The following is a 13,044-nucleotide window of genomic DNA, read 5'->3' as shown; positions in this document are numbered from 1 at the left end:
TCGCTGTGCCGGCGCCGAGGCTCCTTCCTCCAATCCTTCATGGTGTCCACCTAACTCCATAGATGGACACCATCCTTGCCGCTTACGGGGCTGCGCTCAAGGGTGGGTTGGCCGGACGCTTACTTCACATCGTCACAAACGAGTGGGGTAGCGGAGGCGCGCGCTGAGCTCGCTTCCTAGTCGAGCCATTCGTGAACAAACGGGGACACGCGTCACGGTTTAGGTGACGCGGAAAGTCTTCGGACCTGCTCCCACAGCTCGTAGATCGTTAGGCCCAAAGCGTTCGCGACCACTTCCATCGCATTCAACGTGGGATTTGCTTGGCCGCGCTCCAAGCGGCTTAGATAGGTCTGATAGAAGCCGCACCGCTCCCCGAACTCCACTTGGCTTAGGCCCGCCTCCAGCCGTAGCTGGCGCACGCATCTTCCAAATCGTTGCGAGAGCGTCTCCTTCTTCACGCCGGAGACTGTCTCTTGTATGCTCTAAATCACATAAACACTAATTCATATATCCATGAAAGGAGGTTCGCGTTTCCTGTTGACCAGATCATCAACATTGAGGAGGTAGATGTGGCATTGATTTCATGCCCTGAATGCAACAAGACTGTCAGTGACAAGGCGACCGCATGTGTGCATTGCGGCAATCCGCTCAAGACTTCCGAAGATTCGCCAGCTCTCCCTGCTCCCCCTGCGTCCGCCGTCCCGGTTCGGCAAGGAGTGGCCCAAGCCGTCGAGAACCGCGCGGGCAGCAGCCTTTGGGGATTCCAAGTCTTCATCGCTGCCTGCATTGCTGGTTACCTGGCCAGCTCTTGGTGGGTCTTCGGTGGAGTGTTCGTCGGGCTCGCAGTTCTGGCGAACATCCCCTACCTTGGGAAGCTCGTGGGGTTCGCTATGGCTGTGGCGTTCGGCGTTCTTGTCTATTACGTTTGCAAGGAGCTCGGAAGCCCAGAAGCGGGATATGTAATCGGAGGAATTGTGTTCCTCGGGTTCCTCGCTGCCAACATGGCGATGAGCCGACACCTCGGCGACCTGAAGGCCAGTAAGGCAGATCAATGACGCCGCACCGTTTGGGTGAAAAGCGCAATCCGCCACCAGACAAAAGGCGACTATGCGCATCGGACTCAATCAGCAACTCGAAAGGGATGGCGTGAAAACACCAGCACGGCTTGGAACGGTGGCTGCGGCCGTTGTCACGTTGATTGTGATCGGCATCGTCGCGTACCGGTCGGCGGGGCGAAAGGAGCAGCAGGTCGCCACGCTCGACCCAGCCAAGATCATCGTGATTCGTACGCCGGGCGGAATGCTGGAAGTGGCGACCCTGCAGAAAGTGGAGGAGTTCGGCTGGCAAGCGAAGTACGAGTGCCCTTTCATCGACTGCAGCGCGATCATGAAGCCAACGATTTCGCGGGTCAGAGTGCCGGTCCACTATGTCTATCGGATTCCGCTGTCGGAAACGTGGCAGCTCCAACGGGAGGGCGACCAGTACACGCTGACTGTCCCGCCGCTGCAGCCGACGAGCCCGGTACCGTTCGACACAGCGAAACTAGAGATTGAATCGACCCGGGGATGGATCAGTCCGGGCAAGCGAGGAAATGAACAAGGGCTGCTCCGTCAACTCGGCCCGGAGCTTGACCGACGCGCGGGGCAGGACATCTACCTGAAAGCTGTGATGCCGCATGCTACGCAGACCGTCCAGGAGTTCGCGACCAAGTGGATGCGCGAGCAAGGCAAGGACGAAAGGCTGCCTGTCAAGGTCACGATCCGCTACACCCCATAGGAGAGGTTGATGCCGATCCTCATCGAAAGAACCAGCAAGAAGATCAAGCTTCTCGCCGCAGTCGGACTGGTGACCCTGCACGTGGGTGCTGTCTTGTACTTATTCAGCGGATGGGGGTGGACATGGGTGTTGCCCATTGCTGGCGCAGTTGCCTATGGCCTCAGCCGACTTTTGGCGTGGTGGCATCACCACTGAGCATCCGCCGCTACTAGCCCCTAAGCTTCCTTCTCAACCCTGCGCCCCTGGCATCCCGCCTCGGGCGCTTTTTCTTTTGGAGACCTGCATGTTGATCCTGCGAACTCCTGAAGAGAGTTCAGGTGTCATTGACTTGAGCCTGCGCTCACTTGTTCAGCATCGATTCGCGGCCCTGTCGGAGGACGGTGTCTACGACGCAGATGCGCTCGGGGCACTCGTTGTGGTGGAAGGTCCGGCCGACCTGAACGCCGTCAGCAACCACCTCGGCTTCTCAGTCCTTGAGAACCGCATCGACGGAAGGCGATTCGGTGAGCCCGGTTTTCGCCCCTCGTTCGAGCTGATCGAGGAGCACGCTTGCTGCTACGAACTCGTTTTCGTGCTGAGTGACGACGGGTTCGGTGCGCTCGTGTTCATTCCCAAGTCCATCGACTTCCCGGCCGACTTACTTGCAATGTGCCGGAAGTACGCGATCCGGTCACAGGAGCTGCTGCCATGACAAGTCGATCTTCCCCACCCCAACGCCACCTCCGGGTGGCTTTTTCATTTCTGGAGGAGCAATGACCCCGCTGGAGCCAATCGTTGAAGCGCTCGTCTGCCGGCTCGATGACAACCTGCGCGAGGCTTTCGAGGAGCGTGCCGGAATCCTGCAGTTCGAAGCGGGTCGTTCGCGCGAACTCGCTGAGCCCCTTGCATTGCTCGATGTCGTGCGCATGCACCCCTTGGCCGTCGCGGGCGTGGTCTGCATGTCCGGAACCGTCGCGGGGGCTCCGGTGCACGTCATTGCCGCAGACGAGGCCAGTGCAGGGGCAGCTCTGGCGGCCTTAGGCGTCGCCGGTACAGCGCGCACGGACCTGTCCAGGGTGGTGGCATCGCTGGGTGGCACGGCACGCCTTATGGGCGGTCGAGAAGTCTTGCCAAAAGAGTGAAAACTAAAGTATCTATATTGAAGGACCACAGGGTCTCTTCTTCATCAACCAACCACAAGGAGCTTCCATGAGCGATGAACCACGCATTCTCAAGATCGCCGACTGCCCGTCACTCTCGGGCCGAACCAGCATCACGTACCACGTCGGCGTGCGCGGCAAGGACGACATCTGCTTTCGCATCTGGGCAACCAGCGGCAAAGGCGTTTTCAGTCGCGAGTGGGTCTGCGCCTCTGAAATTCAGAAGGTGCTCGGCCAGAACTCCGTGCTTGCTGCCCCGACGCTGCTGCCGGTGTTCAAAGTCGGCCGTTCCGTCAATACCGCGGGCTACTTGCTCGCAGTGCTCAGAAACGAGGGGCTCGTTGCACTTACGGCAGATCAGCCGCACAAGTACGAGCGCACTCAGTCGGAGACCTTCGTCAAGGAACTCGCAGCACTCATCAAGTCCGGTACCACGCTGGACCCGAACGCCGATGCACCCGAGCCGCAGTCAACGCGCAAGAAGGGACGTGGCAAGGCTGCTGCTGCTCCCTGGGACAACGGCCCGGCGCCCAGCCCCAGCGATCCCGCCGAATGACCCAACTCACAAACCTCACGGAGAACCACATGGCCTACGAAGACTGCCTCACGCACGTACTGGATTCGGTGCTCGGACTCGATCTGCCGGACGAAGTGCTTGGACAAGCCCTCGCTGACGAAGCCGAGATGCTGTCCGAGCAAGCCTACGAGCGCGACTAGTCACCTGCACTAGCCGCCCCGCCCCCTTTCCTCTTACCCACTTTCCCCACTTTCACCTCCCGGCTGCAGTCGGACCGCCTTGAGCGGAGGCACACGTACGCCTGCACCGGGGGACATAGGAGCAATCAGCATGACAATTCACTGTGGCGTGATCCCAGACCACCTGCGCGCCAGCCACTTCGCCAAGCTGTTCGGCGTGCGCACGATCCATGTCGAGAGCTATGTGTTCGACACCGCCTCCAGCCTCTCGCCCGACTACAACGGCGGTCACTGGACATTCCACGGCCTCTGCAACGGCGGCTTCTACATGGCCCCGACGATTCCCGATAGGTTCCGCGTCGAGTGCGCCAATGGCTTCGATGGTGTGCTGTCGGCGGACGCTTTCGGCATCACGTGCAGCCTGTATGCGTATTCACTGCTGAGCTTCTCGCCGGACCACGAGTTCGCTCAAGCCTGCACGGAGCACTTCCACAAGCTTCGTGAGTTCATGCTGGACCACGAGGAGGCGGCAAGCATTCAGCGAGCGATCGATTAGTACTAAACGGTCCAGGGGCCGCTAATGCTGAAGCCGGTACCGCCCATAACCAAAGGTATTAACCGGATGACGCAGAAGCGCCCCTAACCGGGGAACGTCCCTCTACTGAAAGCTCAGATGCATCCTAAGACCGACCCCATCGCCATTACTCCGTTCCTCCAAGTCGCCTATCGCAACTTACCCCCCGAAGCGGTGCCACTACCTCTCTCGACAGTCGAAATGAGGCCTCCAGTGGGATACGAATCGGCATTTATCAGCGCCGTATCCCTGCCAACTGAAGGCCCGACGTCGCAACCTCAAGTCGCGGCCATGCACTTCATCGAGCTCAAGGTCGGCAAGCGATTCGCATATGAAGACGCTCACGACCTTCGCCCGACATGGCACGTGCACCGCGCCAAGAGCGACGAGCATCTCTTCGTGTATGTGTTGCGTGACCCGCTGCAGGACCACATGGACATGTATCGGCTCGCCTGTGCGGCGAAGAGACCTCACGGAGAGCACGACCACATGACCTGGGTGCCGGGGAGTGCTGGATCGTCGGACGGGGGCGGCGTTCTCGAATGGAACCCTGACCTGAGCTACACCTACCGTGAGCTCATGTTGCACTTGAAGATCCTCAAGATGAAGCCAAGGCGGGGCAAGAAAGGCGTCCCCGACGCTGTGCGTGCTTGGGAGTACCTCTCTGTGGCCGACGCCGCCGCCGAGCCATATAGCCAAAAGTAGGCTGAACCACGAGGGGCCGCTTACGGATGAAGGGCGCATAAAGCGCTCCCATCCGCCGGCAGGTAAATGCACCCGCCTGCCATCCACTCCAACATCAGAGGTACGAACCATGAACAAACGCAAAGCACTGGCTCGCCCGGCGAACGACAGCACGGGCGGAGTCAGCTGCGCTGGAGGCTATCTGGCGACTCTCGTCGAGGTCGAAATCCAACAAAATCCCTGGGAACTGACGTTCTCGGGCTGCCTCTTCGATCCTACGCCGGACGAACTCGCCGCATTCACCGAACAGCGGCACGCGAGGGCGCGGAATTCCGAAGGGGGCGCATTCTTCTTCGCGAGTACGGGCGGAGTACACGCTGCGATGACGAAGGGTCTCGGCCAGGTCGAAATTCAGCGGGCTCTCGATGAAGTCGCGGCAGCCGTCTCCGAAATCAGGCAGGTGCGCGACAAACACCTGACCGGATTCCACTGACCCTGCCGATGCTGGCGCGCTGGAATTCTGGCGCGCTGGAACCCTCCGCGTCGGGTGCACATACGCACGGTGTCAGGAGCCGAGCTGGCTGGTAGGCGCCTACCGAGCCACACAACCCAAGCGGGAAAGGAGTGCGCTGGTGCAATGCCAGCTCGCTAGACCGGTCGGCGCAAAAGTGCTGATCGGGAATGGACATCTGGCTGGCCCTCTGAGGACCGGCCCGTCATTCACCCTAGCCGAGAACTCATATTGAACTCAATCAACCTATGCGACAACCAGACCTTCATCGAAAAAACGTGGCTGCCCATTCCACGACCGGCCACGCGCTACCTCCGTTTCACGCTTGAAGGCGAACGTCTATCAAAAGCGCCCCTCGTCACACCTGAACTTCCCCACGTCGCAAACCTGCCCGACAACGGCGACAACTACCTGTCGGTGTCGAGCTTTGTCGTGGAGCCCGGTCAGCGTCCGTCCATCGAAGCCAACTACTTCGCCGCCCTGCACACCCTCGTCCTCGTTCGCCTCACATCAGCTGAAGTCGATCGACTCGCAGCATTGTGTTCGCCTACGTGGGTCATGCGATTGGCGTGTGACGATCACCAAATCGGATTCGTCCTCACATCGCCGCTGCGTGAGGTGACTGACGCGCGAGACCTCGTAGAGCGGGCAAAGGGCTACTACCCTGACCGCGTCGTCGATCTGTATGACTTCCACAGGCTGCCCCACGGCACAACCACGCTCGCTTCCACCGGGCCGGAGCTGCTTGTCTGGCAACCGGAGACGACGACCTCCCGCTTCACACTTCAAGATGCACTGAGAGGATCTGTGCGTGAGGCTGCGACGCCGACCGCGCCAGAGCCCGCCACGCCTGATGATTCACGGCCCAGCGCGTTCACCAAATACTCGCTCCGCGGCCACTTGGATGAGGTCGAGCGTGTGCTCACCGATCAGCGACCGATCCTCGGACGAATCGTGGCGCGCAACCAGGCGACTTGTCTGTATGCAGCGCCGAGTACCGGCAAGACGCTGATCACACTGCACCTGATCGCGGAGGCCATCGTCGCCGGAGTGATCAACCCCTCGAAGTTGCTCTACGTGAACATGGACGACAACCCCAGCGGGCTCGTCGAAAAGGGGCAGCTCGCCGAGGAGTACGGCTTCCACATGCTTGCGGACGGCTATCGAGGCTTCAATCTCAAGCAGTTCCAAGTCACGCTGCGCTCGATGATCGAGACGCAAACTGTCGATGGGACGATTCTCGTGCTCGACACGCTCAAGAAGTTCGTGGACACCATGAGCAAGCAGGAGGCCCGCCAGTTCACAAATGTGGTCAGAAAGTTCGTGACGCTCGGAGGCACTGTCATCGCCCTGTCCCACACCAACAAGGCATTGGATGCAAACGGAAAGCCGGTCTACTCGGGGACCACCGACATCATCGATGACTTCGACTGCGTCTTCATCGTGTCCAAGGTGGACCGAGAGAACGACAAGGGAAAGACGGTTGTCGTGTTCGAGAACAAGAAGTCCCGAGGCACCGTCGCTTCGGCCGCTGCGTTCAGCTACGCATCGGGGAAGGTGTCATACCCGGAGCTGTTCGCATCCGTGCAGGAGGTCGACCCCGAGGAGTGGCAGCCCTATGTGAAGAGCGAAGAGCAGCGCTCAGATGGCGAGCTCGTCGAAGTCGTTACGGAGGCGATCAACGCAGGGATCAGATCGAAGATGCTCCTCGCAGCCGAAGTGTCGCGTCGCACGGGTGCCAGCCGCCAAGCTGCCATCCGCGTCATCGAGAAGTATGCCGAGTCTGGCTCTGCAAACCAGCGCTGGACTTTCAAGCGGGGCGCCCGTGGCGTCCATCAGTACGAGCTAGTGACCAAGGCGACGGCTCCAGCAGCCTGACGCCGCACCAGCTTTTCAGCTTTCCAGGTTGCGCTCGGCGCGAGGGTGAACAGCCCCCGTGTCCGGCCGCGCATCGTCAATCAATTTTTCCAAGGAGATATCGTGGCTGTTATAGCCTGCTTAGACCAACACTACGTCAACACGCAGCTCGCCTGCCCACCCGGCAAGTCGCGCACCGAGGTTGTCGATCCTCATAAGACCGGCCTCTACATCGAAGTCCGCGCCGCGAGTCCGGGGCAAGGCACCTTCTACGTGCGCTGGAAGGATGCCAGCGGCAAAACTTGCCACCACAAACTCGGTCGCACTGCCGACCTCACGCTGGAGGCGGCACGGGCCGCAGCGCTGGCCCATAAGGCGGCCACGAAGGCGCCGACGGCCGCCCGGCCTGGGGTGGCCCTACCCGGCAACCCGCCCGCTCCCCTGATGGCCACTAACGGGCTGATGGGCACGCCGACAACCGTCGCTGGCGGAATGTCGCTGGACACATTCATGACCGAGCACTACTTTCCGCATGTGAAGCTTCACAAGCGTTCGTGGCTTCGCGACGAGCAGACGTACAAACGGATCAAGCCGAAGTTCGGAAATCTACCTCTCGCAGGCATCACACGACGATCCGTGCAGCAGTTCCAAGCTGAACTCGCTGCGCAGGGGCTTGCTCCAGCCACCGTCAACCATCATCCCGTCCTGCTGCGCCGAGTGCTGAACCTTGCGATGTCGTGGGAGATGGTCGATCGGAACGTCTTGGCTCGCATCCCCTTGCTGCGCCTGGACAATCAAGTGGAGCATTACCTCGATGACGAGCAGGTGGCACGGCTCGTGAAGGTGCTGGAGACCGACAAGAACCGGATGGTGTGCCTGATCCTGATGTTCTTGCTGGCGACCGGGGCTCGGCTCAATGAAGGGCTCCGGGCACAGTGGAAGCACTTCGACCTTGATGGTGGCACCTGGAAGATCCCAGCGACGAACTCGAAGTCCAGGAAGATCATGCACAAGCCCCTGAACGCCAGTGCGCTCTGGGTGCTACAGCAGCTCGACACGAAAGACGAGTCTGAACTGCTGTTCCCGTCACCCGCATCGGGCAAGCCGTTCACCACGATCACCCGTCAGTGGTATCGGATCAGGAAGAAGGCAAAGCTGCCGGAAAACATCCGCATCCATGATCTGCGGCACACCTTCGCCAGCCGGGTGGTGTCAAGTGGTGGGACGCTGTACCAAGTGCAGACGCTGCTTGGCCATGCCGATACTCGGACGAGCCAACGTTATGCGCACTTGTCCATGAAGGCGGCGCAGGAGGCGTCGAACCTAGCGGCGTTCGCTGTGGGTTGAGTAACCGGGGCGGCCTGGCGTAAAGTTGGGCCGTACCGACACGGGAGGCAGTTGTAGTGGAAGCGGAAACAACAAGCCTGCGGCAGAAGATGGTCGCAGTTCTCAAGAGCCGCGGTGAGCAGCTCACCTATCGCAAGCTCACTGACGGACTGTGGCAGGACTTCCCCGAGTTCCACGCGCACATGCTTGACCTCAACGAAGGCATCGAGACGGAAGCGCGAAAGAAGCTGCGCATCCGCATGGGCATGGAAGTCAAGTCGCATCCCGAAGTGTTTGCGGCGACCATGGCCGATGATGTCGTCGTTGTCGGCCTCGCTGCCACGGAGAATGATGCTGCGATCGAGCTGGAGGAAGAGGAGGAGGCAGAGGCGGGGATTACACCGGCCATCTACTGGTACACCTTCCCTGCCTACAAGGCTGCCAGCGGTCCATTCCCAATAAAGATCGGAAAAGGCGCGAACCCTGAAGCGCGAATCATGCAGCAGGTGACTCCGATGCCCGAGAAGCCTGAAGTGCTTGGGACGTTCGCGCACCCTGACGCTGACAATCTGGAAAAGGCCATCCAGTACCTTCTAAAGGTTCGCGGCAAGCGAAAGGCTGATGCACCCGGTGCCGAGTGGTTCCTAACAACGCCTGAGGAGATCAAGGTCGCAATTCAGGCAATCCTTGGCGGCTAACGCTGCTCGGCCCACTGCTGCTTGGAGACCACGATGACGATCCTTAAGGAGTTGGAGCCCAGGACCGAATTCAAAACGATTTTCGACGAAGCCGGATACAGGGCCGAGCAGCAGATGGCCTTCTATTTCAGTCGCTACTTTGCACGCGATAAGAAGGTTCTTGTTTTCAACGACGCGAAGATCCTTGCCCGGGGAGAACTAGCTCAGATTGACCATCTCATTGTTCACTCGGGTGGGCTTATCGTCGTCGAAAGTAAGAGCGTCTCAGGTGAAGTCCGAATTTCTGAGCAAATGCAATGGACACGCGCATATAAAGGCGGAGAGCAGGGCATGCCATCCCCACTCCTCCAGTGTGAGAGACAAGCGCTGGTTCTTAAGGAGAATTTCCGCATGTATGCGGCCCCCTCTTGGGCCGAAATACCGATCCACACACTTGTCGCTGTTTCCGACCAAGGAATAGTGAGGTACCCGTCGTTTGATGTCCCTGAGGTTGCGAAGGCCGACCAGATTCCAGCGTTGATCTTGGACCTAGTTGCAGTCGCCCCCCCTTGGTTAAGTGGTCCGGAAGAGAGGCTCAGGATGGTGTCCTATCTGTGGAGCGCGATCGATGAGGCCGAGAACTTGGTGAAATTGAGACGCGATCCGTTCACGCCGGCAAAGGAAGGGCCAGACGCGCAACTGTGGCACGACATCCGGCTCGGCGATCCAGACACCCTCACTGCGGAGGAGGCCTACCGTCAGCTGGAGCGAGCGGCGTATGCGCCGGCCTTCGAATGGTTGTCTACTGACGAAAAGATTCTAGAACCGATGAGAACGTTCGTTGATCTCTAAGTCACTGGGATTGTGCGGGTACCCAGCCTGCCTGCCACATGTGACCTTCGCGGACAGCGGTAAAGTTAGTGAGTCGACGAATGGAGACGGACATGGCATTCCTTGGACCGAGAGCGGCGCAATGTGCCCCATGTGGGTGGAGCGGGACAATTGCAGCTGGCGACGTCATTGGCGGTGAAGACTGGCGTTGTCCGAAATGTGGAGCGACAGTGTCTGCTGGAACTCCGTCTTCTATCGAGGCCTCCCCCGAGGAGCCTGTGTGGCGTAGGAGTGCTCGTAGCGCGCTGAACAAGATGAAGAAGGTCGCTGCAGCGGCCTCAGACTCCGCGACCGATGTTGCCTCTTGGACGAAAGACTTGGTGCTGCAGCACGCACCGTCGCCGGAGGAACTTCAGGCCGTCAAAAGCAGGACTCTGGAGCTCGCAAAGAACGCGGGCGAGCGACTGCGAGAACTCGGTTCTGAGTTGGCCGACTCCAAGATCGGGAAGGATGCGGCGAAAGGCGCGCTTGTCGGTGGTGTCATCGCGGTTCCGGTTCCACTAATAGGCCCGATCTTTGGTGCTGCCGTGGGTGCGATCGCAGGCATCTACCTTGGTCAGCTTGGTGGTTCCGAATCTGCGCGCTTGCCAATGCCAGCTGAGGGCAGTGACATGTACAAACGCCTCTTGGAGTTGGAAGCACTCAGGGAACAAAAGATCATTTCGAGGGAGCAGTTTGAGAGCCAAGTGCAACGCATCCTGGACGAGTGTTCGCAAGCGGCGATGGCGTCCTCGAAAGGTGACCAGCCGGCAACAGGAACCGAAAAGGCGACATAACGCGGTTCGGCACAGGGGTCGGCGCGGGTCGGCTGGTTCGGTTTCGGCGCCCCGGGGCAGAAAAAGCCGTTAGAAATCTTGGGCTTAGGTGTAGTTCTATGGTTCTAACTGGTATTGAAAATCCGCGTGTCGGTGGTTCGATTCCGCCCCAGGCCACCAGATCTAGAACGCCTCGGAAGCTTTACGGCTCCGGGGCGTCTTTGCTTCGCATGGGTCTTCCCTACTGGCGGCAAGTGAGCAGGTTTGTTCTTGTCCGATGCAATCTGCGAAACTGCGCACTTGGATGGAGCGGACGACGGAATGAACAAGCGCGACGCCATGCTTGCACTTTCTGCTTTTGGCACGTGGCCTCTGGCCGCAGTTGCGCAGCAGTCCAGCAAGGTCTGGCGCATCGGGTTCCTCTTCCAGTCGGCGCGATCGTCTGTCGAGTCTCGATTCGAGGCTTTCAAGCAAGCATTCCGCGATCTTGGCTATCTCGAGGGACGGGACTATGTGCTCGAGATGCGTTTCGCCGATAACCGCAACGACACTTTTCCCGCATTGGCCGCGGAACTGGTCAGATCCGGTCCGGACTTGATCCTGGTGAGCCCGACGGGTCCGGCGCTTGCCGTGCAGAAGGCGACTTCGACGATACCCACGGTCGTCATCAGTTCGGGAGACCCGGTCGTTTCAGGTCTCGTGAAGAGTCTGGCGAGGCCGGGCGGGAACATCACCGGGACGGCAAACATGCTGACTGAAGTCGCGCCCAAGCACCTCGACCTGCTGCTTGAGCTCCTGCCGAAACTATCGCGGCTTGCCTTATTGATGAATTCCGCCTACCCCTCACATCGAGCGGTGCTGAAAAGGCTTCAGGCAGTGGCCATCGGCAGGCGTATTCAAATCTTGCCGATCGACGCGCAGTCCCTCCCGGATATCGAGAATGGGTTCGCCGCGGTGAAGGCCCAGAATGCGAATGGACTGCTAGTTGTGACGGACTCAACGTACGTTGAGCGTCGGTCGGAAATCGCCGAGCTGGCGCGGAAGCATAGGCTGCCAAGCATGGGATTCGGTATCCTGGAAGCGGAGGCGGGGTACTTGGTCGGTTACGGCCCCAATCAGCACGCGCTGTGGCGGCGGACCGCGTACTACGTTGACAGGATCTTGAAGGGAACCAAGCCAGCAGACCTGCCGGTCGAGCAACCCACTGTCTTTGAGATGGCGCTCAACCTGAAGACTGCGAAGGACCTCGGCATCGTGATACCTCAGACTGTGCTGCTCCGCGCGGACAAGCTGTTCGAGTAGTCGGCGAACGCCAGCGCCTGGACAACTTGCTCCAGCATCCTCGTCAATGCTCGTTACTCAAGCCTGCTCTGGACGAAGCGGCGTGTGCCTTCGTCCATGAAGTACACATGGCACCCTTTGATGCCGCGTGTGAACAGGACTCGGTAGGTGTTCTTCACAAGATCGACGAAAGCGTCCCGACCCTGTCTCAAGACACGATCGAAGGACTTGCTCGGATCACCAATCCATGCATTCTGCTCCCAGTCGTATCGAAGGTCCGGCCCGAAGATGATGCCGACGTAGTCGAACTCGAAGCCCTGGGCTGTGTACACACATCCAACCTGACCAAGCCCGTTCGGATCAGAAGGCCAAAAGGTGGACTTGGGAATGTCTCGCGCGAGCCGACCGGCATCCGGTTTCGCGTTCCAAGGCATCGACCAGTTTCCGAGTTTCACATCGGGAACAAGAGTCCCATCAGGCCTCGGCTCAGACCAAGGCCAACAGAAGCCAGCCACGAGCCGCACGCTCTCACTCGCTTTCGACTTGTCGCGAACCCACGCTTCAAGAGATTCAATAGAATCCTCGATCTTGAACTCATACGGGTCATCGCGGTTCCAGAGAACATTCGCAGTTCTCCGTACATCGAGCGTGTTTTCGACCCAGTTGATGAACCCGTCCGAGCCGCTGCACCTGAACTGAGCCTCCAATTCGTATTCGTGCACAACCGCATCAACGCGTTTGGCAGCTGAACGCACTAGGGCTACGCTGATTTAGCGGCCGATTTTCGACGCACGCGTTTCGCGAGGCTGGATCTGAGGTTCGCGCGAGCGGGTTTCATCGGTTTTCCTGTCGATTTGAGGGGCCTCACGGCCCCTTT

At 59.6% G+C, this 13,044-nt stretch carries 18 protein-coding genes; 16 read left to right on the top strand and 2 right to left on the bottom strand.

What is annotated here, in order from left to right; genetic code table 11:
- Nucleotides 1–212 precede the first annotated feature (212 nt).
- The gene (locus tag H8R02_RS29810) at nucleotides 213–458 is read right to left on the bottom strand and encodes a helix-turn-helix domain-containing protein (protein WP_187085629.1); all 246 of its coding nucleotides are present in this window, start codon (nucleotides 456–458) and stop codon (nucleotides 213–215) included.
- Nucleotides 459–569: 111 nt separating this feature from the next.
- Here H8R02_RS29810 and H8R02_RS30190 point away from each other — a divergent pair, with 111 nt between their 5' ends.
- The 16 genes from H8R02_RS30190 to H8R02_RS29730 all read left to right on the top strand — a co-directional run bounded on the left by H8R02_RS30190 (nucleotide 570) and on the right by H8R02_RS29730 (nucleotide 12,188).
- A complete protein-coding gene (locus H8R02_RS30190) occupies nucleotides 570–1,055 on the top strand; it encodes a hypothetical protein (protein ID WP_222622704.1) in 486 nt (161 codons plus the stop codon).
- Nucleotides 1,056–1,107: 52 nt separating this feature from the next.
- A complete protein-coding gene (locus H8R02_RS29800; RefSeq protein ID WP_187085627.1) occupies nucleotides 1,108–1,776 on the top strand; it encodes a hypothetical protein in 669 nt (222 codons plus the stop codon).
- 9 nt (nucleotides 1,777–1,785) lie between these two features.
- Nucleotides 1,786–1,971 carry a hypothetical protein gene (locus H8R02_RS29795; RefSeq protein ID WP_187085625.1) on the top strand — a complete coding sequence of 62 codons (186 nt, stop codon included), beginning with the start codon at nucleotides 1,786–1,788 and terminating at the stop codon, nucleotides 1,969–1,971.
- Nucleotides 1,972–2,059: 88 nt separating this feature from the next.
- Nucleotides 2,060–2,467: a hypothetical protein gene (locus tag H8R02_RS29790; protein ID WP_187085623.1), complete on the top strand. Its 408-nt coding sequence runs from the start codon at nucleotides 2,060–2,062 to the stop codon at nucleotides 2,465–2,467.
- Between the two features lie 61 nt (nucleotides 2,468–2,528).
- Complete coding sequence (locus H8R02_RS29785; protein ID WP_187085621.1) at nucleotides 2,529–2,897, top strand: hypothetical protein; 369 nt, start codon at nucleotides 2,529–2,531, stop codon at nucleotides 2,895–2,897.
- 67 nt (nucleotides 2,898–2,964) lie between these two features.
- Nucleotides 2,965–3,471: a hypothetical protein gene (locus tag H8R02_RS29780; protein ID WP_187085619.1), complete on the top strand. Its 507-nt coding sequence runs from the start codon at nucleotides 2,965–2,967 to the stop codon at nucleotides 3,469–3,471.
- Nucleotides 3,468–3,632, top strand: a complete 165-nt coding sequence (locus H8R02_RS29775) for a hypothetical protein (RefSeq protein ID WP_187085617.1) — start codon at nucleotides 3,468–3,470, stop codon at nucleotides 3,630–3,632. The genes H8R02_RS29780 and H8R02_RS29775 overlap by 4 nt, the downstream gene beginning before the upstream one ends.
- Before the next feature lie 148 nt (nucleotides 3,633–3,780).
- Nucleotides 3,781–4,167, top strand: a complete 387-nt coding sequence (locus tag H8R02_RS29770) for an antirestriction protein (protein WP_222622703.1) — start codon at nucleotides 3,781–3,783, stop codon at nucleotides 4,165–4,167.
- Nucleotides 4,168–4,476: 309 nt separating this feature from the next.
- Complete coding sequence (locus H8R02_RS29765) at nucleotides 4,477–4,890, top strand: hypothetical protein (RefSeq protein ID WP_187085613.1); 414 nt, start codon at nucleotides 4,477–4,479, stop codon at nucleotides 4,888–4,890.
- 109 nt (nucleotides 4,891–4,999) lie between these two features.
- The gene (locus tag H8R02_RS29760) at nucleotides 5,000–5,362 is read left to right on the top strand and encodes a hypothetical protein (RefSeq protein WP_187085611.1); all 363 of its coding nucleotides are present in this window, start codon (nucleotides 5,000–5,002) and stop codon (nucleotides 5,360–5,362) included.
- A 249-nt stretch (nucleotides 5,363–5,611) separates the two neighbouring features.
- Entirely contained in the window at nucleotides 5,612–7,258 is a 1,647-nt protein-coding gene (locus H8R02_RS29755) for an AAA family ATPase (protein WP_187085609.1), read from the top strand.
- Between the two features lie 102 nt (nucleotides 7,259–7,360).
- Entirely contained in the window at nucleotides 7,361–8,584 is a 1,224-nt protein-coding gene (locus tag H8R02_RS29750) for a tyrosine-type recombinase/integrase (protein WP_187085607.1), read from the top strand.
- Between the two features lie 56 nt (nucleotides 8,585–8,640).
- Complete coding sequence (locus H8R02_RS30930) at nucleotides 8,641–9,261, top strand: GIY-YIG nuclease family protein (protein WP_187085605.1); 621 nt, start codon at nucleotides 8,641–8,643, stop codon at nucleotides 9,259–9,261.
- A 33-nt stretch (nucleotides 9,262–9,294) separates the two neighbouring features.
- Entirely contained in the window at nucleotides 9,295–10,092 is a 798-nt protein-coding gene (locus H8R02_RS29740; RefSeq protein WP_187085603.1) for a nuclease-related domain-containing protein, read from the top strand.
- A 293-nt stretch (nucleotides 10,093–10,385) separates the two neighbouring features.
- Nucleotides 10,386–10,907, top strand: a complete 522-nt coding sequence (locus H8R02_RS29735; RefSeq protein ID WP_187085601.1) for a hypothetical protein — start codon at nucleotides 10,386–10,388, stop codon at nucleotides 10,905–10,907.
- Between the two features lie 300 nt (nucleotides 10,908–11,207).
- Entirely contained in the window at nucleotides 11,208–12,188 is a 981-nt protein-coding gene (locus H8R02_RS29730) for an ABC transporter substrate-binding protein (RefSeq protein ID WP_187085599.1), read from the top strand.
- A 53-nt stretch (nucleotides 12,189–12,241) separates the two neighbouring features.
- Here H8R02_RS29730 and H8R02_RS29725 read toward each other — a convergent pair whose 3' ends face one another.
- Nucleotides 12,242–12,922 (bottom strand): DNA/RNA helicase domain-containing protein, encoded by a 681-nt coding sequence (locus H8R02_RS29725; protein WP_222622702.1) that lies wholly within the window; start codon nucleotides 12,920–12,922, stop codon nucleotides 12,242–12,244.
- Nucleotides 12,923–13,044: the final 122 nt, after the last annotated feature.

Source organism: Ramlibacter albus, from assembly GCF_014297445.1.
In the GTDB taxonomy this organism is placed as follows: Bacteria; Pseudomonadota; Gammaproteobacteria; order Burkholderiales; family Burkholderiaceae_C; genus Ramlibacter; species Ramlibacter albus.
This window is presented reverse-complemented; position numbering and strand designations above follow the sequence as displayed.